Origin of the sequence: Streptomyces beijiangensis (assembly GCF_017315755.1) — a bacterium.
Taxonomy (GTDB): domain Bacteria; phylum Actinomycetota; class Actinomycetes; order Streptomycetales; family Streptomycetaceae; genus Streptomyces; species Streptomyces beijiangensis.
Map to the genome: position 1 here is coordinate 1 of NZ_JAFLRJ010000162.1, position 21,923 is coordinate 21,923.

General features: G+C 67.5%; 21 protein-coding genes and 6 pseudogenes. 12 read left to right on the forward strand and 15 right to left on the reverse strand.

What is annotated here, in order from left to right:
* The first annotated feature begins 525 nt into the window (after positions 1–525).
* Complete coding sequence (locus J0695_RS18235; protein ID WP_206963148.1) at positions 526–825, forward strand: hypothetical protein; 300 nt, start codon at positions 526–528, stop codon at positions 823–825.
* Positions 826–1,315: 490 nt separating this feature from the next.
* Here J0695_RS18235 and J0695_RS18240 read toward each other — a convergent pair whose 3' ends face one another.
* Positions 1,316–1,594: a hypothetical protein gene (locus J0695_RS18240; protein ID WP_206963149.1), complete on the reverse strand. Its 279-nt coding sequence runs from the start codon at positions 1,592–1,594 to the stop codon at positions 1,316–1,318.
* Positions 1,595–1,605: 11 nt separating this feature from the next.
* Between J0695_RS18240 and J0695_RS18245 the strand changes: the two genes are divergently transcribed.
* Positions 1,606–1,764, forward strand: coding sequence for a hypothetical protein (locus J0695_RS18245; protein WP_307798675.1), 159 nt, complete (start codon positions 1,606–1,608; stop codon positions 1,762–1,764).
* Positions 1,765–1,940: 176 nt separating this feature from the next.
* Here the strand turns inward: J0695_RS18245 and J0695_RS18250 are convergent, their stop codons facing one another.
* Positions 1,941–3,368 carry a sensor histidine kinase gene (locus tag J0695_RS18250; protein WP_206963150.1) on the reverse strand — a complete coding sequence of 476 codons (1,428 nt, stop codon included), beginning with the start codon at positions 3,366–3,368 and terminating at the stop codon, positions 1,941–1,943.
* Positions 3,365–4,099, reverse strand: a complete 735-nt coding sequence (locus J0695_RS18255; RefSeq protein ID WP_277989997.1) for a response regulator transcription factor — start codon at positions 4,097–4,099, stop codon at positions 3,365–3,367. Before J0695_RS18255 ends, J0695_RS18250 begins: the two co-directional genes overlap by 4 nt.
* Positions 4,100–4,260: 161 nt before the next feature.
* Here J0695_RS18255 and J0695_RS18260 point away from each other — a divergent pair, with 161 nt between their 5' ends.
* The 3 genes from J0695_RS18260 to J0695_RS18270 are packed head-to-tail and all read left to right on the forward strand — an operon-like array spanning position 4,261 to position 6,831.
* Positions 4,261–5,628 carry a ferredoxin reductase family protein gene (locus tag J0695_RS18260; RefSeq protein ID WP_206963151.1) on the forward strand — a complete coding sequence of 456 codons (1,368 nt, stop codon included), beginning with the start codon at positions 4,261–4,263 and terminating at the stop codon, positions 5,626–5,628.
* 17 nt (positions 5,629–5,645) lie between these two features.
* On the forward strand, positions 5,646–6,071 hold the full coding sequence (locus J0695_RS18265) for an FMN-binding protein (RefSeq protein WP_206963152.1): 426 nt from the start codon (positions 5,646–5,648) through the stop codon (positions 6,069–6,071).
* Positions 6,064–6,831 (forward strand): FAD:protein FMN transferase, encoded by a 768-nt coding sequence (locus J0695_RS18270; protein WP_206963153.1) that lies wholly within the window; start codon positions 6,064–6,066, stop codon positions 6,829–6,831. The genes J0695_RS18265 and J0695_RS18270 overlap by 8 nt, the downstream gene beginning before the upstream one ends.
* 8 nt (positions 6,832–6,839) lie before the next feature.
* Here the strand turns inward: J0695_RS18270 and J0695_RS43945 are convergent.
* Positions 6,840–7,097 (reverse strand): annotated as a pseudogene (locus J0695_RS43945) (inositol monophosphatase family protein); the annotation flags it as partial.
* 3 nt (positions 7,098–7,100) lie between these two features.
* Between J0695_RS43945 and J0695_RS18280 the strand changes: the two are divergent.
* Together J0695_RS18280 and J0695_RS18285 are read left to right on the forward strand one after the other, a co-directional pair.
* A pseudogene (locus J0695_RS18280) lies at positions 7,101–7,403 on the forward strand (transposase); the annotation flags it as partial.
* Between the two features lie 167 nt (positions 7,404–7,570).
* A pseudogene (locus J0695_RS18285) lies at positions 7,571–7,690 on the forward strand (carboxymuconolactone decarboxylase family protein); the annotation flags it as partial.
* Between the two features lie 30 nt (positions 7,691–7,720).
* Here the strand turns inward: J0695_RS18285 and J0695_RS18290 are convergent.
* Together J0695_RS18290 and J0695_RS18295 are read right to left on the reverse strand one after the other, a co-directional pair.
* A pseudogene (locus J0695_RS18290) lies at positions 7,721–9,322 on the reverse strand (ABC-F family ATP-binding cassette domain-containing protein).
* Between the two features lie 256 nt (positions 9,323–9,578).
* A complete protein-coding gene (locus J0695_RS18295) occupies positions 9,579–9,782 on the reverse strand; it encodes a hypothetical protein (protein ID WP_206963154.1) in 204 nt (67 codons plus the stop codon).
* A gap of 152 nt (positions 9,783–9,934) precedes the next feature.
* Here J0695_RS18295 and J0695_RS18305 point away from each other — a divergent pair, with 152 nt between their 5' ends.
* Positions 9,935–12,493, forward strand: coding sequence for a DNRLRE domain-containing protein (locus J0695_RS18305; protein ID WP_372445792.1), 2,559 nt, complete (start codon positions 9,935–9,937; stop codon positions 12,491–12,493).
* A 61-nt stretch (positions 12,494–12,554) separates the two neighbouring features.
* Here the strand turns inward: J0695_RS18305 and J0695_RS18310 are convergent, their stop codons facing one another.
* The 3 genes and pseudogenes from J0695_RS18310 to J0695_RS18320 all read right to left on the reverse strand — a co-directional run bounded on the left by J0695_RS18310 (position 12,555) and on the right by J0695_RS18320 (position 14,254).
* Positions 12,555–12,956 carry an SMI1/KNR4 family protein gene (locus tag J0695_RS18310; protein WP_206963168.1) on the reverse strand — a complete coding sequence of 134 codons (402 nt, stop codon included), beginning with the start codon at positions 12,954–12,956 and terminating at the stop codon, positions 12,555–12,557.
* Positions 12,937–13,245, reverse strand: a pseudogene (locus tag J0695_RS18315) (dienelactone hydrolase family protein); the annotation flags it as partial. The pseudogene J0695_RS18315 and the gene J0695_RS18310, both read right to left, overlap by 20 nt.
* Positions 13,246–13,351: 106 nt before the next feature.
* Entirely contained in the window at positions 13,352–14,254 is a 903-nt protein-coding gene (locus J0695_RS18320) for a LysR family transcriptional regulator (protein ID WP_206963156.1), read from the reverse strand.
* 431 nt (positions 14,255–14,685) lie between these two features.
* Between J0695_RS18320 and J0695_RS18325 the strand changes: the two genes are divergently transcribed.
* Positions 14,686–14,997 carry an EthD family reductase gene (locus tag J0695_RS18325; RefSeq protein WP_206963157.1) on the forward strand — a complete coding sequence of 104 codons (312 nt, stop codon included), beginning with the start codon at positions 14,686–14,688 and terminating at the stop codon, positions 14,995–14,997.
* A gap of 109 nt (positions 14,998–15,106) precedes the next feature.
* Positions 15,107–15,988: a PhzF family phenazine biosynthesis protein gene (locus J0695_RS18330; RefSeq protein ID WP_206963158.1), complete on the forward strand. Its 882-nt coding sequence runs from the start codon at positions 15,107–15,109 to the stop codon at positions 15,986–15,988.
* A gap of 76 nt (positions 15,989–16,064) precedes the next feature.
* Here the strand turns inward: J0695_RS18330 and J0695_RS18335 are convergent, their stop codons facing one another.
* Complete coding sequence (locus J0695_RS18335) at positions 16,065–16,961, reverse strand: transposase family protein (protein WP_206963159.1); 897 nt, start codon at positions 16,959–16,961, stop codon at positions 16,065–16,067.
* Positions 16,962–17,152: 191 nt separating this feature from the next.
* Here J0695_RS18335 and J0695_RS18340 point away from each other — a divergent pair, with 191 nt between their 5' ends.
* Positions 17,153–17,761, forward strand: coding sequence for a hypothetical protein (locus tag J0695_RS18340; RefSeq protein ID WP_206963160.1), 609 nt, complete (start codon positions 17,153–17,155; stop codon positions 17,759–17,761).
* A 356-nt stretch (positions 17,762–18,117) separates the two neighbouring features.
* On the opposite strand, the gene J0695_RS18345 is transcribed toward J0695_RS18340, so the two are convergent.
* From J0695_RS18345 to J0695_RS43950, 4 genes and pseudogenes are all read right to left on the reverse strand, one after another.
* Positions 18,118–18,408, reverse strand: a complete 291-nt coding sequence (locus tag J0695_RS18345; RefSeq protein WP_206963161.1) for a YegP family protein — start codon at positions 18,406–18,408, stop codon at positions 18,118–18,120.
* Positions 18,409–18,516: 108 nt separating this feature from the next.
* Positions 18,517–20,478: a potassium transporter Kup gene (locus J0695_RS18350; protein WP_242552841.1), complete on the reverse strand. Its 1,962-nt coding sequence runs from the start codon at positions 20,476–20,478 to the stop codon at positions 18,517–18,519.
* A gap of 92 nt (positions 20,479–20,570) precedes the next feature.
* Positions 20,571–20,705, reverse strand: coding sequence for a hypothetical protein (locus tag J0695_RS45190; RefSeq protein WP_277989998.1), 135 nt, complete (start codon positions 20,703–20,705; stop codon positions 20,571–20,573).
* 64 nt (positions 20,706–20,769) lie between these two features.
* A pseudogene (locus J0695_RS43950) lies at positions 20,770–21,011 on the reverse strand (DDE-type integrase/transposase/recombinase); the annotation flags it as partial.
* Between the two features lie 133 nt (positions 21,012–21,144).
* Between J0695_RS43950 and J0695_RS18360 the strand changes: the two are divergent.
* Positions 21,145–21,480, forward strand: coding sequence for a hypothetical protein (locus tag J0695_RS18360; protein WP_206963162.1), 336 nt, complete (start codon positions 21,145–21,147; stop codon positions 21,478–21,480).
* A 173-nt stretch (positions 21,481–21,653) separates the two neighbouring features.
* On the opposite strand, the gene J0695_RS18365 is transcribed toward J0695_RS18360, so the two are convergent.
* On the reverse strand, positions 21,654–21,923 hold a 270-nt coding region (locus J0695_RS18365), incomplete at its 5' end, for a hypothetical protein (protein WP_206963163.1).

Consider the following 21,923-nt stretch of genomic DNA (forward strand, 5'->3'; position numbering starts at 1 on the left):
GCCCGCCAGGGCGGGGTCGCGCGAGAGTACGTGCGCTTCAAAAACTTGAAACTACCCTCAACTTTAAGCGTAAGTTGAGGGTAGTTTCAAGTTTTTGAAGCGCACGTACTCCCGCGCGACCCCGACCTGGCGGGCGAGTCATGAGGGGTGTCGTAATGAGGGTCGGACGAACCTACGTGTGGCTGAGCGTGAGGTGTCGGGTTCCCACGCGGGTGCGGGGCAGCGACTACGGCTGCACAGTGGCGGTCTGTCCGCCATGCTCACGCAGGCTCATGCCCTGGTCGCACAGGTGAGGGGCCCGAATGGAGAGCTGTCACGGGGCCACGCCGTCGTAGGCTGGGACAATCTCAACACCCATCGGACCGCCGGCCGGTGGTCAGCGGCTGCCCGATGAGCAGGGGCATCCGGATGCATTGGGCTCCACACGAACCCGTCAGACGTCACTCAGACCAGTGACGTGCGGAGGATGGGACGAGGGCCCGTCCGATGGGTCATGGTCGGCGTGACTGAGTCAAGATGGCGCCCATGGCCGCCGAACCCGTGCAGATCCCTATCGATCAACTTCGTCGTGCTTTGGACGTGGCGCTTCGGCACATTGAAGCGTCAGCCGGACCCACCGTGACACTCAAGGAAGACCTCTTCTGGTCTGTCTCAGCCGACGAGCAGTACAGCATCGACGCCGAGCCCCAGGCCCTCACGATCGGGCAGCTTTCGGAGTCATGGCAGCACCTTGAGGATCTGCTTGCTCACCAGGACCGGGCCGTGGGTCACCACTTGGTTTGGCTTGCCGACGTGATCCGGGCGATCGGCCAGGACATTCCTTGACAGGGCTGCTGTAGATGCGGCCCCAGCCGAGCCCACTCCTGATCCGACGGATCAGCTCGCCCCACCCATGTCGCAACGAAAGTCGGGTGGACGGGTCACCCGACCCATCGGACAGGTCCTACGGCCATTTCCGGTCGTCGGAGCCACGACCGCACAGAGCTGCGCGGCCTGCTGGCAGACTTGTTCGGCAAGACAGCTCAAAAAGTACTGGCCGTAGGGGCGGGTCTGGTCTCCTGCGGATGCGGATGCGTGAGAAGAATCAGCAACCATGACCACTACCGACATCACCGGGCTACCGCCCATCCACGACCTGCTGATCCAGGAACTGAGCGACGCCCCTGCCGAGGCCCGCAAGGCAGCCGAGGAAACCCAGGACCAGGCGGAGTGATCGGTGAGCCAACCGATGAGGTTGCCGCAGGACCGGTCGGGCAGCAGGTCAATCACCGCCGAGGCGTCGACGTCGACCAGGATGGTGCCGCACGTCGTGCCCTCACGGAAGTCGAGGTCGTACACGCCCAGCACCCGCGGGCTGCGTGCCGAGCTGCGACGACGGTGAAGCGTGCGATGATGCGGCCGGGTGGGTGCCGACGCCGTCGTAGACGTCCCAGCCGCGCAGTCCCTGCATGCCCGTGCGGTCCTGGAGAAGGCCCAGGTGCTCGATGTCGAGCGCGACCAGGCCGCCGGCGGTCCTGACCACCGCGGTGAACCGCCCGCCGCCGACGGTGAGGGTGCTGAGCTGGGGGCAGCGGGTTCCCGTGGACTCTGCCACCGGAGAAGGTGGTGTACGTCGGTGACCGTGCTGACGTCGATGCCGCCGGGGCGGATGCGGCGGGGCTGATGGGAATCTGGCTTAACCATGCCGGCGAACTTGCCCCGGCGCGCGGGCCGGCCGTACCGCGCATCGACTCGCTTGAGGAGCTCGCTTCCCTCCTGGCGTGAATCTGAGCCACCCGTCCAGGGCCCACCAGTTCTGTCTCCACCCCCTCAGCTCCCTGCTCTCCGTAACGAAAGCGGGATCTGTCATGGCATGACACCACGTGCCGTACGGATTGAGGCATGTAGATGGGCAGACGTGATGCCGGAGGTGTGGCCGTAGACCAGGACGGCACGAGTCCTCAGCCCAGTGGAATCGTCAGGCGAAAGACAGTCTGTCCCGGACTGCTGCTGAGGCTGATAGTTCCACCGTGGGCGGTGATGACGGCTTGGGCGATGGCGAGACCCAGACCGGTGCTTCCGGTGCTCCGTGAGCGTGCATGGTCCGCACGGACGAAGCGGCCGAAGACTTCGGGCTGGAGTTCAGCAGGAATACCCGGTCCGTTGTCGCTCACACTCACAGATGCGCCGGTCCGGGTGGCGGTGAGGGCGACAGTCACCTCGGTGCCGGGTGGGGTGTGGATCCGCGCATTGGCAAGGAGGTTGCCGATGACCTGCTGGAGTCGGTGGGCGTCGCCGGGGACGATGACCGGCTCCTCTGGAAGGTCGAGGAGCCAGCGGTGACCGGGGCCGGCCGCGCGTGCGTCGTCCGTGGCGTTCAGGATCAGCAGGGTCAGATCAACCGGCTCGTGTTCGAGGGGGCGTCCCGCATCCAGGCGCGCCAGCAGCAGCAGGTCGTCCACCAGGTGCGTCATACGCCTTGACTCGTTGTCGATGCGTTCCAGCGCGTGGCTCACCTCGCCGGGTACGGGTCCGGGGTGGCGCAGCGCGAGTTCGGCGTGGCCCCGGATGTTGGCTACGGGGGTACGCAGTTCATGGCTGGCGTCGGCGGCGAAGTGCCGCAGGCGCTCCTCGCTGGTCTGGCGCCGCGTCAGTGCGTCCTCGATATGACCGAGCATGTGGTTGAGCGCGGAGCCGACCTGACCGACCTCGGTACGGGGATCGGTGTCGGGCAGCGGGCCGGGCATGTCGATCTCGCCGCTGGCGAGCGGCAGCCCGGCCACTTCCGTTGCGCGTGCGGCGACCCGTTGGAGGGGGCGGAGTGAGATCCGTACCCACAGGGCCCCAGCGATGCCCGTGACCAGGAGCGTTCCGCCGAACAGCACGGCCTCGACCGCTTCGATACGGTGAACGGTCTCCTCAACCGGGTGCAGGGGCAGGCCCGTGATGAGGATGTCCCCATCGTCGCCTCGTACGGCCATGGCACGGTACGCGCCCAATTCGGAGAGCCGGATGGTGTGCCCTTGTCCGTCGGTGCGGACGCCCACCAGGATGCGGCGGTCCTCGGCGGTGAGCGTGACGGAGCGGTCGCTCTGGTCGTCGACGACGGCGACCTGGGTGACTGCGCCGTCGAGGAGACGGGCACCGAAGGTGGATTCGGCCTGGCCCCGAGTGTCGGGACGATTGTCCCCGTCGGGGCGCGCCTCGTGCTCCAGGCTCGCAGCGAACTTGCCACCGGATGCGGTGAGTTGATCATCCACTCTGCCGATCAGGAAACCCTGCAGTGCCAGCGCGGTAGTGATGCCGACGGCGAGACACGCAAGGGCGAGCAGGGTGACGAGTCCCGCGGTGAGCTGGCCGCGCAGGGTGCGGGGCGGCAGGCGCCTCACGGGGATTCCGGCTTGAGTACGTAACCGACGCCGCGGACGGTGTGGATCATCGGGATGCGTCCCGCGTCGATCTTCTTGCGCAGATAGCTGATGTAGAGCTCGACGATATGAGCGCGACCGCCGAAGTCATAGGCCCAGACCCGATCGAGGATCTGGTCCTTGGACAGCACCCGGCGTGGATTGCGCATCAGGAACCGCAGGAGCTCGAATTCGGTACGCGACAGATCTACGACCGCCCCGCCGCGCCGGACCTCCCTGGCCTCCTCGTCCATGGTGAGGTCCCCCACCGCCAGCAGGTGCGCTCCCGGCTCGGCCGTCATGCCTGCCCGTCGCAGCAGCCCGCGCAGCCTGGCCAAAACCTCCTCCAGGCTGAAGGGCTTGGTGACGTAGTCGTCGCCGCCCGCGGTGATACCGGCGATACGGTCCTCGACCGCGTCCCTGGCGGTCAGGAACAGCACGCACACGCTGGGCGCCTCACGTCTGAGCGCGGCCAGGACCCGCAGTCCGTCGAGGTCGGGCAGCATCCAGTCCAGGACCACCGCGTCGGGCCGGAAGACACGGGCGGCGGCGAGGGCTCCCGCACCGTCCGAGGCGGTCCTGACCTCCCAGCCCTCCCGGGTCATGACTCCCGAAAGGACATCCGTGACGTCGGGTTCGTCATCGACGACGAGGACCCGAACAGGTTTTCCGTCGGGACGGTGCAGCAGGGCGGCAGTACGCGGTTCGTTCATGGTCCTCCCAGCATCCCCGGCACAGGCCTCGGCAGGACCGCAGTCCGCCTCTGCGTTTCCTCTGAATCTCCTATGAGAGCGGCAGGCGGGCCGCCGTTCAGAGGGAACGCAGAGGTTGAGCTGTGAGGCTGGGCGGCCCATCGCCGGAGGAGGAGCCCGCCATGACCGCGCTGCCCACGAGCAGCACCCCGCATACCAGCCGTGGGGTGCGTCACCGGCCCCCGCGCCGCAGCGCCGTGCCGCTACTTGCGCAGCTGGTGATCTGGGCCGGTGCGGCGGGTGTGCTGGCCCTGTGGTGGAGCGACACCAACGCGGTGGTCGGCCCGGCGGGCTGGCTCACCGGCGCGGGACGCATCACCGGCCTGCTCGCGGGTTACGCCTGCGCGGTACTGCTGGCCCTGATGGCACGCGTACCGCTCCTGGACCACACTGTCGGCACGGACCGGCTCGCGCGGTGGCACGCCATGGGCGGCCGCTGCACGATATCTCTGGCCCTCGCCCATACCCTGTTGATCATCTGGGGCTACTCCCTGAGCTCTCACACGGGTGTGGTCGGCCAGACCACCACACTTGTCCTGCACTACCCCGACCTCCTCAAAGGCACCGTCGGCTTCGTGCTCTTCCTGGCCACCGGCATCCTGTCGGCCCGCGCAGCCCGGCGCAGGATGAGTTACGAGGCCTGGCACTACCTGCACTTCGCCACCTACCTGGCGGTCTTCCTCACCTTCGGCCACCAGCTTGCCAACGGGGCCGACTTCGTCACCAACCACCTCGCCCAGACCGCCTGGTACACGCTCTTCCTCTCCGTCGCGGCCCTGCTCGCCTGGTTCCGGTTCGCCGTCCCCGTACGCCGCGGACTGCGCCACCGGCTGCGCGTCGCCGCCGTCAGGCCGGAAGGCCCGGGTGTGGTCTCCGTCCACCTGACCGGCGAGTACCTGGACGAGCTGGGCGGAGAGGCGGGGCAGTTCCTGCGCTGGCGCTTCCTGGCCCGCGGGCTGTGGTGGACCGCCAACCCCTACTCCCTCTCCGCGCCCCCGCACCCACGCCATCTGCGTATCACGGTGAAGACCGCCGGCGGCCACAGCGCCGCCCTCGCCCGACTGGCGCCCGGCACCCGGGTCTGGGCCGAAGGCCCGTACGGCGGCTTCACCGCAAGCCGCCGTACCGCTCACCAGACCCTGCTGCTGGCAGGCGGCGTCGGGATCACCCCTCTGCGCACGCTCTTCGAGACGCTCCCGGGCCAGGTCACCCTCATCTACCGGGCCCGCCGCGCCGACGACCTCGTACTGCGCGGCGAAATCGACACGATCGCCGCCCGCCGCCGCGCCCCGGTGCACTACATCGTCGACGAACCGGCCGGACACTCCTCGCCCCTGACGGCCCGGGCCCTGACCGACCTGGTGCCGGATCTGGCCGCGCACGACGTCTACCTCTGCGGTCCGCCGGGGATGGCCGAGGCCGCGTTCCGGGCGCTGCGCGAAGCCGGCGTACCGGCACGGCGCATCCACCACGAGTCGTTCGCCTTCTGAGTCGAAGAGGAGACCCCATGCGCCGAGCCGTCCTCGCCACCACCGGAATCAGCACCCTCACCATCATGCTGCTCGCCCTCAAGCCCCACCAGGTTCCCGCACTGGCGGGAGTGACCCCGCGCACGCCCACGACGTCGGCCACCCCCCACACCTCGACCGGTGCGGGTACGGGCACCTTCACCGGGGACCCCGTCGACACCCAGTACGGACCCGTCCAGGTCTCCATCACCCTCACCAAGGGAAAGATCACAGCGGTCAAGGTCCTCCAGGCCCCAGACCAGAACGGCCGGGACCAGGAGATCAACTCCTTCGCGCTCCCCCGCCTCGCCGAGGAGGCACTCGGCGCGCAGAGCGCACAGATCGACGCCGTATCCGGAGCCAGCTACACCAGCCAGGGCTACATCCAGTCTCTGCAGAGCGCCCTGGACCAGGCCCATGCCTGAGACCGTCGCAGGGCTGCGCCACGTCGAGCACGTCATGGGCACCGTCTTCTCCTTCGACATCCGCGACAGACCCACCCCGGCCATCCGCCGCGCCCTCGCCGAGGCTGTGCGCCAACTTCACCGTGCGGACGCCGTGTTCTCCACGTACCGGGCCGACAGCCACATCAGCCGCCTCGACCGCGGTCACATCCGCCTGGAGGACTGCCCGCCCGAGGTCCACGAAGTCCTGTCCCTCTCCGCACAGGCCAGCTACGCCAGCGACGGCTGGTTCAGCATCGTTCCGGCCGGCCGTCTCGATCCCTCGGGCCTCGTCAAGGGCTGGGCCACCGAAGCCGCGTCCCGACTGCTCCACGAGGCGGGCGCGCATCACACCTGCGTCAACGGCGGCGGCGACATCCAACTCCGAGGCAGACCTGCACCCACCAACCCCTGGCGCATCGGCATCACCCACCCCCTGCGCCCACAAGAACTGGCCGCAGTCGTCACCACCGACCACGACCTGGCTGTCGCCACCTCGGGCACAGCCGAACGAGGTGCCCACATCATCAACCCGCACACCGGCGCCCCCGTCGCACCCTTCGCCTCCCTCACCGTCGTGGGACCGAGACTGACCATGACCGACGCTTACGCCACCGCAGCCTTCGCCCGGGGAAAGAGCGCAAAGGCCTGGCTGGAAAGACTGGACGGCTACGAGGCGCTCGCCATCCTGCCCGACGGCCAGGAATGGCGCACAGAAGGATTCAGCCGGTACGTGACGTGAAAGGGGACACGAGCACGCACGTTGACGGCCACCAGCATGTTGCCGACGACCTGGTTCAACGTGTCGCGGAGAGGGTCCACCAACCACTGGCGTGTAGCCCCCGTCGCACTCGGCGACCCTCTCTCCTCGCCGAACACAGCATCCTCGGGCCGGGCGGCATGGATGACCCCGAGGATTGACCTATCGGCCTCCGCATCGGCGGCGGTCGCAAAGTCCCCGGCACCCTTGTCGATGCGGGTGAGTCGCTGACCCCACGAGGTGCGCACCTGGGCCGTCCGCGCATTCGCCCGCTGCGGGTGCGGGGCGACAGGGCCTACTCGTCGCGCGCCAACCGTGCCTATCTGCGTCGCCCCGGCATCCGGTGCACCATCCCGGAACCGGCCGACCAGGCAGGTCATCGCCGACGTCGAGGAACCGCCGGCGGGCGCCCACCCGCCTTGGACCGCGAGGATTACAAGGCCCGGCATGCGGTCGAGTGCGGCATCAACCGGCTGAAGCGGAACCGGGCAGTGGCCATCCGTTTCGACAAACTCGCCGTCCGCTTCGAGGCAACGATCCTCATCGCCGGGATCAACGAACATCCTCCTGCCTTCCTACTACAGAAAATTCGTCCGCCCACGCCGAGGGGAGTGACGTGCAGGTCGAATTACGGACAAGAACTGGCGCACTTCCCGCCATCACATATTGATCCGAAACACTTGTGATTCTGGGTCGTTGAGCTGGGTGTGAGTGATCGGGTCTGCTGCACTCAGTCGCGTACGGCGGCATGCCGAAGGCCCTGAACGCCACGTTCGTAGCGAAGAAGGTCTTCGCCGAGCTCGGACTGCTGCCCGTCAAGCCGGGCGAGCCCGTGGCCTGACCCGGGCAGGCCGGACCACGGGGGACGCCGTCAGTTCAGCGACACCAGCCCGAGATACTCCTCGCTCCACAAGTCTTCGGTCCCGTCCGGGAGTACGAGCACCCGGTCGGGCCGCAGCGCCTCGATCGCCCCTTCGTCGTGGGTGACCATGACGATCGCCCCCGGGTACGAGCCGACCGCGCCGAGCACCTCGCCGCGTGAGGCCGGGTCTAGGTTGTTGGTCGGCTCGTCGAGGAGCAGCACATTGGCACCGGAGTGCACGAGCCCGGCGAGCGCGAGCCGCGTCTTCTCGCCGCCGGACAGTACCCGGGCGGGTTTGTCGGTGTCCTCCCCCGAGAAGAGGAAGGCCCCCAGGACCCCGCGCGCCTCGCCGTCCGTGAGGTGCGGGGCGGCATCGGCGAGGTTCTCCCGTACGGTACGGGCCGGATCGAGGGTGTCGTGCTCCTGCGCGAAATACCCGAGCCGCAGCCCGTGCCCGTGTACGACACGCCCCGCGTCCGGGGTCTCACGCCCGGCCAAGGTCCTCAACAGGGTTGTTTTCCCAGCCCCGTTGAGCCCAAGTACGACCAGCCGCACCCCCCGGTCGACGGCGAGATCGACACCGCGCAGGACGCGCTGCTCCCCGTACGACTTGGTCAGCCCGACGGCACCCAGCGGCATACGGCCGCTCGGCGCCGGCTCGGGCAGCCGGATGCGGGCGACGCGCTCGGCCCGCCGTGCGGGCTCGAGCTCGGCGACCATCCGGTCGGCCCTGCGCGCCATGTTCTTGGCCGCGACGGCGGTCGCCACGTTGGCGCGCATCCGGTCGGCCTGGGCGTGCAGCGATGCCGCCTTGCGGTCGGCGTTGGCGCGCTCGCGGGCACGGCGGCGCTCGGCGGCGTCGCGCTGTTCGAGATAGGCGCGCCACCCGGTGTTGTGGACGTCGAGCGCAGCACGCGCCGGATCGAGATGAAAGACCCGATTGACGGTGTCGGCGATCAGACCGTGATCGTGGCTGACGACAACAAGCCCGCCGCGGTACCCGAGCAGAAAGCCCCGCAGCCACCCCACCGCATCGGCGTCGAGATGGTTGGTCGGCTCGTCGAGCAGCAGAGTCCCGTGTCCGGCGAACAGAATGCGAGCCAGCTCCACACGCCGCTTCTGCCCGCCCGAGAGCGTGCCGACGGCCCGCCCCATGAGCTGCGCGGGCAGCCCGACGCCACCGGCGACGCGCGCGGCTTCGGCCTCCGCGGCGTAACCGCCGCGCGCCTGGAACTCGGCCTCGGCGCGGGCGTACGCGTCCATGGCCAGCTCAATCTCGGCGCCACGGACGGCCCCGGACATGGCGTGCTCGGCGGCGCGCAACTCCCGTACGGCGACGTCGAGTCCACGCGCGGAGAGAATCCGGTCGGTGACACTCACCCCGGGGTCGGCGGCACGCGAATCCTGCGCAAGGTACCCAACGGAACCGGTGCGGGCGACGTCCCCGGCGGCCGGATTGACCTACCCCGCAAGGATGTTGAGGAGGGAGGTCTTCCCGGCACCGTTACGGCCGACGAGGCCGATGCGGTCGCCGGGAGCGATGTGGAAGTGGACGTCGGACAGGAGGAGGCGGGCGCCGACGCGGACGTCGACACCACGAAGGGTGATCATTGGATTACGCTCCGGATTAGCTCAAGGACACACGGGTGGCGTGAAGGCGTGTGACCGAGCTAGGAAATACGGGGCGTAGACATGGATCCGAGGCTACGGAGCCCCCGTAACCGCCGCAAGAGAATTACACAGACCCGTCACGCCCCGGTCAGCCCCGTGTCTGCTCGTCTTCCCCCCGGCTGTTCTACGCCTGGCGGAGCAAGCGCAGAGACCGCTTCCTGCAGCACGCGGTGACCATGCCCCACGGCGTGCTCGCCTACGCGCTGAGGCAGACGGGTCCCGAGCCGGTTTCTGCGTCCGCCACCAGCTGCATGACGACCTTACCGAGATGATCAACCGATCCAAGCCGCGAATGCGGGCCGTGATGCGGCTGACCGTCGACGGCTGGGCGCAGCCGGAGATAGCCGAGCTGCTGGGCATCAAGATGGGCGACGTTGAGAACGCCCGCTTCGGTTTCCACAATAACGAGTCTGTGCGTGATAGCGGGTGGGAAGTGTTTGTCCTGTTGAACGCCCTTTTCAGGCGGTGGCGGTGCGGTCGGATACGAGGGCGGCGATGGCTTGGTAGGTGTCGGGCAGGCGGTCGCGGCGGTGGGTCCAACTCGTCACTTGTTTGGGCAACACCTTCGACACCTATGTGCAGCAGGGCGAGACCACCGACCTCGGTGGCCAGACCGAACTCGACTTCGGCAACCCCGGCACGAAGAACGCCGACGGCACCCCGCGCCTCGCGCGCACGCTCATGAGCTGGAACACCGAGCCGTTTGCTGACTCGCTCGTCTCGTCCGCCAGCGTGCAGCTGTACAACTTCCACTCCGGCGCCACCGACTGCAAGGCGCAGAGCTGGACTGTGTGGAACACTGGCGAGGGTTCCGGCGCCTCGCGGTGGACCAAGCAGCCCGAGTGGATGCAGCAGTACGCCACCAGCACCCAGACCGCTGGCTACCCGGCCGGCTGCACCAACACCACCGACGGCTGGATCAAGGCCGATGTCACCGACCTGGTCAAGGTCTGGGCGTCGGCGAAGCAGACCCGCGGCCACATGGGGATCCGCGCCGCGAACGATGACGTCAAGGGCTGGAAGCGGGTCAACTCCCGCAACGCGACAGCCAATCAGCCGAAGCTGACAGTCAACTACAACTACCGTCCTGGCGACGGAACCGCCCAGCAGGCCGGCGCCCCGTTCAAGTCGTATGCCGGTGTGTGGGCGGTCAACTCGACCACTCCCACCCTGCGCGACAAGTTCGCGGACGCGGACGGTGACAAGGTCAATGGCACCTTCCAGGTCTACGATGCCGCGACGAACAAGCCCATCACCACCCCCGCCGGTGACGGCGCGATCGTCTCCGCCGATGTCGCTCCCGGCGCCTGGGCCTCGGTGAAGGTCCCCGCCGGACAGCTCATCAACGGCAAGACGTACAAGTTCCGCACCAACTCCTACGACGGCACCCACTACAACCTCAACTGGTCGCCCTGGCGCGAGTTCGTCGTCGACACCACCGCACCCGGCGCACCGGCCAAGATCGCCTCGACCGACTACCCAGCGGGCGCGTGGACGCCGAACAAGGGAGACGGCAACTTCGACGTCACCCCTCCGGCCGGTGACGATGCCCGAGGCATCGAGAGCCGCACCAACGGCGGCACTTGGAGTACCGAGAAGCCCGCCGTTGCCGGAAAGACCACCACAGTGACGGGCACGCCCGCTGAACGCGACATGAACCGCACCGAGGGCCGTGCGGTCGACCGCGCGGACAACAAGGGCTCGGAGAAGGTCTACGACTACGGCACCGGCAAGAAGCCGATCAGCGGCGACACCGCCATACCGGATTCAGGCGAACAGCCCGAGGATCCTGTAGACCCGGAAGAGGAGCCCTACGAGGGGGCGGACACTCCGGAGAGGCAAACCTCCCCTGATGGCGTCGTGACCGATCCGAAGCCGGGCGACCGGAGCAACTGCTACAAAACCGATAACTCCGACATCGAGATGTGTCAGAGCCGTACGTACAACGCCGAGATCGGAAGGGCGGCGAAGGCACTCGCGGCGCCCACCAATCCTCTCGTCCCCTGGTGCAGTGACCCGTTGACCGGCGGATACACGCTCACCCGTGATGAGGGCTGCCACAAGATCGGCGTAGTGGTCGACTGGTGGCAGATCAGCACCAATCAGCCGCCCAAGCACATCGGCACTGCCGCCTTCCTCGTCCGCGAAGAGATCAAACTGAACACGAAGGGCCCGAAGGGCGCTGAGTGGCTCCAACAGAACACCATCGCTCCCCTGTCCATCGACGGCGCGCTCGGCACCGTGACGCTCGACTACTGGGACGCCAATTGCGGTGGCGACACCGACTGCAAGAAGGAGTACGTCGGCCCCGAATTCACCGGCCCGACCTCCTGGACCACCGCCTCGTCGGTGACCGAACAGACCGTCCAGACGCGCAAGTTCACCTGGCAGTCGGCCGCAGCCGGCACGTCCCATAAGTTCGACCGAGGCAACTTCCTCGGCTTCAAGGCGTCCGCTGCGCCCGGTGCGGCGAAGGTCACCGAACCGAGTTGGGTGTTCTGGGGTCAGGTCCGCTGCGACAAGAAGATGCGCGCCAACACCTCCGTCGGCTGTGTCTTCCCGAAATACACGCCGACGTTCGACCTGAAGCTGAAGAACGCCGAGGGCGCCGCCCTGTACTACCTGGAGATGCGCGACAAGCTCGATTGGTATCCCGGCAGCAAGAAGCACAATAGCCCTTTGCGTCGTGAATTCGACGGGGGGAAGGCTGATGCCAATCGCGGGGTCGTTTGCCCGAAGAGTGGGGCATACCAACTCGTAGAGCACCCGCTAGCAACTCCCGACCCAGCGAACAAGAACAAGGCTGTTCAGTGTGACGAGTACGCCTTCGCGAGCACCAAGGAAAGTGGTGGAGCAACCGGGGTCAGCAATGGCGGGGAGTGCCTTCAGGCGTACGCGCGAAAGGGCGGTGACGGAAAGTGGCGCCTGTACGACGATGAACGCCCGCCCTTCGGCGGCACTCCGACCTACAAGGAGAAGTGTGCCCGGGCCTCTATGCACGGCGGGCACAACGAAACGGCAGGCCGCCGTCTCAACGGGTTCTATTCCAAACAAAGAATGCTGGACAACGACCCATATTTCATCGACGCCCCCGGCCTTGTCAGGCCGTAACGTATAGGCAGAAGGAGCCCCGCCCGGCTCATCCGTCGGGCGGGGCTCCTTTGTACTGCCTTCATTGCTCGATCCGCCACTCGAGACGTTTCACCGGAGCTCCGTCGATCACTACAGGCGACCCGAACAGGTGGGGCACGCTGCTCATGGGAGGGCCTTCGGCCACTTGGGGAAGATACCGGTACGTTCGCCCGCTGCCCCGGACGCCCGAGCCGGATTCAAGACCGTCCGCGATCTCGTTGAACATGTCCCCCAGGTCCTTCCATCGGATCACGCCCCACACATCGGATCCTTCGTAGTCGATCTCCCGGACCGTTCCATAGGTGTCTCCGGGTCGATGGTCCACCGCGAGGTACTCCCCGGTATTGGTAACTGCGATGGGGACCCAGAATTCGTATGCGTTCGGCGGGTCCCACGGCCCTTCGGGCCCTTCGGGTTCCAAACAGCACGTCGAGCGCCGCATGGCCGATGCCCCTCATCCGGTCGGGATCAGCGAGCAGTGGCATGCAACGGGCCAGCATCTGCTCGGGGTCACCCAAATAGCGCCCGCCGTGAAGATCGAAGGCCAGCGCTACATATCCCAGCTCGGCGAGAGCATCGGCCCGGCGGCGCTCGACATTGCTGAGCCCCATGCCCTCTGGTCCGAGGAGCACCGCGGGCCGGCGGTCGACACCGGCCGGGAGCGCGAGGTGCCCGATCATCGTCAAACCGTCGGCCGGGTACTCGACCGTACGCGTCGTAATCGTCGTCATGAGACTGGACTGTAGTGATCGTCGAGCCCGGTCCGGCCGGCGTTCTGCCGCTGGCAGAACTGCGCGGGTGTCCCTCAGACGCCCGTCTCGCTTGACCTCTTGCGCGTCAGTCCGGCAGCCAGTGCAGCTCGTGCGCCAGGGTTTTGGCGACGGCACGGATGCGGCGGTGTACTGGCGACTGCTCGTGTGGGAGGACCAGGTGGATCGTCAGGCTGGGCGCGCCCCGCAGCGGTCGCCAGGTGAGACCGGCCGGTTGTGCCGTGGCCGCGGCTTCTCCGGCCGGGGCGAGGGTGACCCCGTCGCGCAGGTCGCGCTGAGACATGTCGAAAGAGACTGCGGTCGTGTGGAATCGGGGGTGTGGTCGGGTGTCTCGGAACAGTGCGGACAGCTGATCGTGGATCACGGGGTTGGCCGTACGGTCCGGGAGTCGCAGCGGATACGCGGCCGCGTCGGCGATCTCGATCTCCGGGTGTTCGGCCAGCGGATGGTGCTGCGCCAGCTGGACCCCGATGCGCGCACGACGCAGCAGGAACCGGCGCACGCCACGGCCCGGCTGTTCACCGCGGGTGATCCCGGCATCGATGCGGCCGTCGGCGACCGCGGGGGAGATCTCCGGTGTCGCCATCGGGACCGCGCCGACCTCGAGTCCGCTGTTGCCGCGAATCAGCCTGTCCACCAGGGCCGGTGCCGTCTCGGCCCCGGCGCTGAGGCTGTATCCGATGCGAAGCGTGCCCAGTTCACCGGCCGCCGCGCTCCGGGCGTTGTCCCATGCCCGGTCCAGCGCCGCCAGCGCGGGCGGCGCGGACTCCGCCAAAGCCGCACCGGCCGTGGTCAATACGACGCTACGCGTGTTGCGGACCAGCAGGGCCGTACCGAGTTCCGCCTCCAATCGGCGCATCCGGACGCTGAGTGCGGGCTGTGCGATACCGATCCGTGCGGCCGCGCGGGTGAAGTTCAACTCCTGCGCCAGCACCAGGAAGTACCGCAGACTCACCGTATCCGGCGCCACGTGCCCTCCCTGCCGATTGATAACGATCCGTTCTGAGCCTATCCCGTACCGGTCTTTCCCTCGACCGCACACCAAGCCCTAACCTGCGCATATGACGATTCAACTGACCGCAGTACTGGACATCGCATTCACCCACACCGTCGATTTCGAGTCCGCCCTCACGGCTCTCGCAAAGGCCGCGGCCACCGAGCCCGATGTGCTCGACTATGGATTCTGGCGCGACCCGACCCACCCGGGCCCTCCCCGATGTCGTAGCCTTCGTCGGCGACCTCCCGCTGTGGCTGGCCACCGACTCCCACGCGCTCCTCGAAACCACCTCCGTCCTCACCCCGATCCGGATGCTCCGCACCTGGCGACGTCGGCGGCAGTTCTTAGCAGGAGCTCCCAGGTCACCCGGAATGTTGCGGTCTCGCCTCTGGACGGAGGTCGCCATGCATAAGTTGGTGGTCCTGTATTCCAAGCCCGCCGACCCTGACCACTTCCGCGACTACTACGTGACCAACCACCTTCCACTGGTCATGAATTGGCCCGGCCTGCTTGCGTGGCGCTACAGCTTCGACGTGGCGGCGATCAAGGGAGAAGCACCGTATTTCGCGGTCTTCGAAGGCGACTTCGCTGACGCCGCCGCCATGGCCGCGGCGCGGGCGTCGCCGCAAGGCCGGCGGGTGGCCGCCGATGTCGCCAACTACGCCACCGGCGGTGCGGTCATCATCCACTATCCGGTGCAGGGCGGCACCGGCTGAGGCAGGCCGGTCCGCCCCGGGACGCGTTCGGTCGGCCGTTGCGGCCAGACCCGGCTATCGGCGGACGCCGTTCGCGGTTGCCGGTTCGTTGAGCGTCAAAGGTGGGCCGATGTCCTGGACGGATGTCACGGTGGTTGATGCGTGCGTGCGGCGCGACGGCCGGGGCGGTAGCCCCACGTCCGTCACCGACGACGACCCGGCGGCGACGGACGCGGACCGGCGTGCGGTCGCTGCTGCGGCCGGCACCTCGCACACGGCGTTCCTTGGCACGGGGCGGACGCCGGACGGTGGCTGGCCGGTCCGGTTCTTCACCGCCACCGCCGAGCTGTCCGGCTGTGGCCACGGCACCGTTGCCGCGCAGGCCGTCCGGTTGATCCGCACCGCGCTTGGCGACCTGAACGACCGCCAACACACCGGCGGGCGCACGTTCGACACCGTCGCGATCCGCCGCCCCGCCGGCATCGAGGTGTGGTTCGACCAGGGCCTCGTCGCGCTGCGTCACCCGGCACCGGACGAGCGCGCCGCGATCGTCGCCGCGCTCGGGCTCACCGAAGACGATCCGCATCCGACCGACGCGCCACGGATCGCCGCGCCCGGCGCACCACGCATGCTGGTGCCGGTCCACGACCGGTCGGCGCTGCTCCGAGTCCACCCACACCTCGGCAGGCTGACAGCGGCGTGCCGGCGGTACGGGCTCCTCGGCTGTTTCGTGTACGTACCGCCGGTGGGCGACCGACCGGGTGCGGCGCGGATGTTCGCGCCGGCGATCGGTGTCGACGAGGACGTCGCCAACGCCAACAGCACCGGCTGCCTGGCCGCCCACCTGCTCGACACGACAGGGGCGCAGACGGTCGCGATCGAGGTGGAGCAGGGCGACACCCTCGGTCGACCGGCCAGCGTGCTCGCTTCGGCCCGACGCGGGCCGGCGGGCATCACGACCCGCGTCGGCGGGTTAGCGGTGGTCCGCGACGGACACCGAGGCGACGACTAGACCGTCCTCTTCTGCGATCCGCGCATGGGGCTGGGGCTGTCCGCTGTGGTCAAGCGTTGGCACCCGGTGGCGGTCGTCAGCGGGACGCGGTGTCGAGGGCGCGGCTGAGTGTCCATCGGGAGACGCGCAGCTTGGCGGCGACGGCGGTTCGGGTTTGTCCGGCGCCGAGCAGGATGCGGGCGTCGGTGATCTGCCCGGAGGTCACGGCGCGAGGACGGCCGCCGACTTGGCCTCGGGCGCGGGCGGCGTCGAAGCCTTCGCGGGTGCCTTTGACGATCTGCTGACGTTGGAACTTGGCGATGGCGGCGAACACGGTGAAGTTCAGTTCGCCGCACATGTCGTCGCTGGTGTCGAGCACGATGCCGTCGAGGGTTCGGAAGTGGCGGTCGTTGGCGTGCAGGTCGTCTTCGACGATGGCGAGGAGTGCATGCCGACCATCCTTCCGGCCGTGTGTATGGCCTTGCACCGCTTCGGGGCATCTGCGGAGTGGTATTCGGGGCGCTGACCCGAGCCCGCACCGCCCGGCCGTTTCATAGGTGTTCATCGCGTTGATGCGGCTTTTCCCGGAGACGAAGCGGCTGCGTCCGCCGCGGTGCGCGGACGGACGGCGGACCCGGATCTCGGTGGCGTCCATCAGCGCGGTCTGCCCGGTGGCGCCAAGGTGGGCGATCACATCAGTGAGCGTGCGCAGCCGCAGTCCGCCCTCGATACGGCAGCCGCGGTCGGCGAGCAGAGGCCGCATCTCCCCGACCGCACGGGTGATGGTGGACCGGTCGACCTGGAACCAGCAGGCCAGCACGTCGTGGGTGATGCCGTGCCGCAGATGAACCGCAGTGGCCAGGAGCCGGTCGACGAAGACCACCTTGTACTTCGCGCCCGCCCCGACCGCACGCCGGCGCGGTCGGTCGAGCGGTGCAGCGTCTCTCCGGGCCTGCCAGAGGGGCCCCAACTCCGCCACCAGGTCAGCGATCACAGCCGCTGAAAGTCCCGTAATCCGACGCCCCGACACCACCAACTCTCGCGCTTGAAAACCCACCGCAACAAGCCCAACGACCCGGCACGGCGACCGTTACGGCCAACCATGCACGAGGTTGTTAGCCCAGGTGGCGGGATTCCGCGCGTCGCTCAGAATGCGGGTCTGTCTGTGTGGCCACACTCGTCGGTATGAAGATCACACGAACCCTCATCGTGGGCGCTGCGAGTGCTGCCCTGCTGGCCATCGGCTGCACAGCCGCGTTCGCCAAGCCCGACCCCAACGAGGCCGCTCTCGAAAAGGCCACCCACGAGGTCGTCCTCTACTTCTGCGACAACGATCACGACGACGCCTTCTATCACGACTGGCGCACGGCGGAGGCGATGACGAACTGGGCGTTCCGGGACGGCATCGAGCCCCATGATGTCGCTCGCGGCACACTCTCGACCAGCGAGAACGAGGACAAGAAGCTCGCCGGCATGGAAAGCCCCCTGATCACCGACGACATCCGCACCATGATGTGCAAGACCCACAAGGACGCCTACCTCGATGAGGTCCTGAAGGTCACGGAGGCGAACAAGGCCGGACTGAAGCCCGAGTACGTGGACAGCGATGCTGCCATCAAGGCACTCCCGCAGAAGAAGCTCGAGGCATTCCAGGCGGCCATCGCTGCCGAGAAGTCCCGCAACTCCGCCAGCCCTAGCCCCACTCCGACGGCATCGGACTCCCCCAGTCCTGCCCCGATCGAGACGAACACCGCAAGCCCCGCCCCGACCGAGACGGCCGGCGGGAACTCCTGACCCGAGAGTCACTCCAGCGAGGGGCCCTGTCGACTGCGCCCACCCTCAGGCTCGACGAGGGCGGGCGCAGTCCGCTTCGAAGCTCTCTCTGCTCGCGCAAGGGACTTTCCGGGAGGGCGTTTGCGTAGGCCTGTTCCGGTAAGCAACTTCTATTGGTGCCCTAATTGCGCCGCTTCGCGCACTATGCAAAGTTCACGTCCTGGCATCAATCGAGCCTTGCCGCCCGTTTCACTCCCCTCTGGTGCCGGGAGTCTTGACCTGACTCCGATGGACCCTCGGGGTGTTTCGGCGATCCAGTCAACGGTGCAGGTGAGGTTGCAGGGGCCCTCCAGAGGTGAGCTGGCGTTGCCGTGCGATCACCCGTGGCTGTTCGCACGGGCGACCGTAAAGGAGGAGGAGGCCTGGAGCCAGGCTGAGTTGGCCGTCCGCCGGGGTGGTTCGCGCCTCCCCGGGCTGGGTCGGCCGGCGCCGGTGATTACCTTGACGTCCGCGTCGGCGACGGCCCGCTTGACGGCCTCCGCGCCCTGCTCCGCACCCGGTCGGGTCGGGTATGACTCGCCCACCGCCACGATCTCCCCGTTGCCGGCCTCCAGCCGGAACCGCCATTGGTGGGCCTTGCCCTCGTACACCTCGAAGTGGCCTGACATGCCAACTTCCCAAACGGATGAAATCGGGGTATTCGTACGTTCCCTCTGGGTCACTCCCCCTGCACCGCGATGGTTGCCTGCCGTGGCGACCGGCAGGCTGTTCGACCCTCAGAGAGGGATTTGTTCTCCCATGCTGATGGAGCGTTCGATGGGCAGGCCGAAGTACTCGACGGGGTGCGCGGAGTTGTGGGAGATGGTGAGGAACAGCTTCTTGCGCCAGGTTGGCATGTTCGGCTCGTCGGATTGCACGAGGGTGATCCGGGACAGGAAGTACGTGACCTCGTCCAGGTCCTGGGAGCGAAGGTGCCCGTGCTCGACGGCGAGGCGCAGGGCGGCGGGGACGTTGGGTTCGTCCTGGAATCCGTAGCCGGCCTGCAGGCTGCTGATGCCGTCGTCATCGAAGCCCAGGTCATTGGCGGTGAGACGGTCGGTGTCGGAGACGTGGGGAACGTTACGGACCTGGATGTTCATGATGATCACGCGTTCCTGCAGGACGTGGTTGTGTTCCACATTGGCCCGCAGCGCCAGAGGCGTGGTGTCGGGGTTGGCGTCGAGGAACACCGCCGTGCCCGGCACCCGGTGCAACGGAGGGTCCAGGGTGCGCAGGTGCTCCACGAACTCCAGCAGGGGACCCTCAGCCTGGGTGCGGTTACGGGTGACGATAGTGCGGCCGCGCTGCCAGGTCATCAGCACGGTGAAGACCGCGGCGGCGACCAGCAGCGGCAGCCATCCACCGTGGGCGATCTTGGTGAGGTTGGCGGTGAAGAACGCGACTTCCGTGGTCAGGAACACGGTGGCGCCCAGGGCGATCAGCCATCTGGGCTTGCCCCACAGGCTGCGGGCGACCACCAGGAACAGGACCGTGTTCAGGATGAACGTGCCGGTGACGGCCACCCCGTAGGCGGAGGCCAGGGCCGCGGAGGAGCCGAAGCCGAGCACCAGGACCACGACTGCGACGTACAGGCCCCAGTTGATCGCCGGGGAGTACACCTGCCCGACTTCTCGTTCAGAGGTGTGCCGGATCGTCATCCGTGGCAGGAAGCCCAGCTGGACGGCCTGCCGGGTGACGCTGAACGCCCCGGAGATCACCGATTGCGAGGCGATGATGGTGGCCACCGTCGCGAGCAGCACCATCGGGATCCGCGCCCAGCCGGGAACGGTCAGGAAGAACGGGTTCTCCACGGCAGATGGGGTACGCATGATGATCGCTCCCTGGCCCAGGTAATTCAGGGTCAGGGCTGGGAAGACCACGAAAAACCAGGCCCGGGTGATGGGCGGTCGGCCGAAGTGGCCCATGTCGGCGTACAGTGCCTCCGCGCCGGTCACGGCCAGCACCACCGAGCCCATCGCGACGAACGCGATCGCCCCGTGGGAGGCGATGAACGCGGCGCCGTACGTGGGCGAGAGCGCTTTGAGGATGGCGGGGTCCTTGCTGATCCCATTGATCCCGGCCGCTGCCAGGACGGTGAACCACAAGGCCATCACCGGGCCGAAGAGCTTGCCGACCAGGCCCGTCCCGTAGCGCTGGATCAGGAACAGGCCCGTCAGTACGGTCAGGGTGATCGGCACGACGAGGTGGCCGAGCCCGGGGGCGGCGACCTTGACGCCCTCCACCGCGGACAGTACGGAGATCGCAGGGGTGATGATGCCGTCGCCGTAGAACAGGGAGGCCCCGAAGATTCCCAGCGCCACCAAGACAGCCTTGCCGCGCCGGGTCTTGAGGCGACAGTTGCGCAGCAGCGCGGTCAGGGCCATGATGCCGCCCTCGCCGTCGTTGTCCGCGCGCAGGATGAACGTCACGTACTTGACCGAGACGATCACGGTGATCGCCCAGAACACCAGCGAGATCACCCCGTACACCTCGACCGGCTCAGTCCCCACCCGGTGGCTGTCCGCGGTGAACACCGTCTGGAGCGCATACAGCGGGCTCGTGCCAATGTCGCCGAAGACCACCCCCAGCGCGCCCAGCGCGAGCATTACCGGGCCGCTGCGGTGCCGGTCGGGGCGGCTGCCGTCGTAACGGCCCCGACCTGCCGGCAATTCGGCAGCGGCTGCCGAAGCAGACGCCAACTTGCGAGGTTCAGATGTCAACGCCGAATCCGATCGGTGGAGGGCAGCAGGCCAACCCTAGGTGGGAAACCGGAATACGGCGGACGGTGTCGTCACCTTGTTGGGTGGGTGATGGTCTGACGGTGGTTCAGGGTGTGCTCGGCCCTGGTGGTGGCCCTGGGCCAGACTGCTGCGGCCGGGCCGATGGTGCCGGTGATGTGATCCCAGACGGTGAAGCGGACGGTCATCTCGAGGAGGTGGTCGGGTGCGGCGCGCAGGCGGCGGTGTGGTCGGAAGTGGGGGGAAGATGTCGCTGAACGCGGACAGGAATCGTTGGGCGGCTCCCTGGGAGCGGAAGCCCTTCATCGCGCATTCTCTCTGCCGGGTGGTTGGTGGAAGTTCTCGGCGCGGTCGTTCAAGCCCTTGTGCGAGCGGTGCTCCACGCAGGGCTTGACCTCGCGGTGGGCCGCGCCGTAACTGCGGAGCTTGTCGGTGACCAGCACCCGCGGCACCGTGCCGGTCCCGGCCAGGAGCCGACGGAAGAAACGCCTGGCCGTAGCCCGATGTGTACAAGCTAGACGATGGGACTTAAATGGGGTGGAGGACCTGCTCCGATTCGGAGGGCGAGACCATCGACATCAAAAGGGTAGGCGTCAAGCGAGACCAGAAAGTGCACCTTCCAAAAAAATGAAAATCAACCAGATCGCAAAAGAGATCCTCAGCGAAGGGCTGGACGACTGGGTCCGCCTGACCGCCTTCATCTACCACGTGGAGGAGTTCACGAATTCCGCAACGGAGCGTCGGGCCGCTTTCGTCGAAACCTTGATATTCCTCCTCGAGGAAGAACTCATGGTTGTCGGAGATCTGGGCGACCAGGTGATTCCCTGGCCAGGGGACGCCGATGCCGTTGTCGCCCGCGCTGTGCGGGAGTGCGAGCGGCTCGACTGGGACCCTCGCCTCGACGGCTGCTGGTTCGCCAACACCGACGCCGGCGATCGCTGGGCGCAAGATCCCGCCAGGTAAGCGGACAAGGGCATATGTGTGGCAAAAGGCGTGGCGAGCGGTTGTCATTCCCGGAGCAGGGATGGTTCGTGTCCGGGGGTATTTCGTGATGGGTGCGGTTCCTCTGAAGGGACTCGTTGAGTCGGGGGTGTTCACGAGTGCTGTTGATCGATGCCGAAGTGACGCGGGGAGGGTCATTGCCTGTTGAGACGGTGGTCGTTTCCCGGTTTGGGCGCTTGACCTTTGCCGAAGGCGCCGATGGTGGCGTGGAAGACGCCTATGACGAGCACGCCGAGTGCGGCGGACGCCAGGGCGGGCATCGGGTGGGTGGATATGTGGGCGGCGATGGCCAGCAGTGCGGCGATGCCGTACAGCGCCCACCCGGCAAGCAAGTTGATAAGGGGGCCGCTGCCGAACGGGGTTGGGAAATGTTCCTTGGTGATGCCCTTGATGAAGTGCGGGGT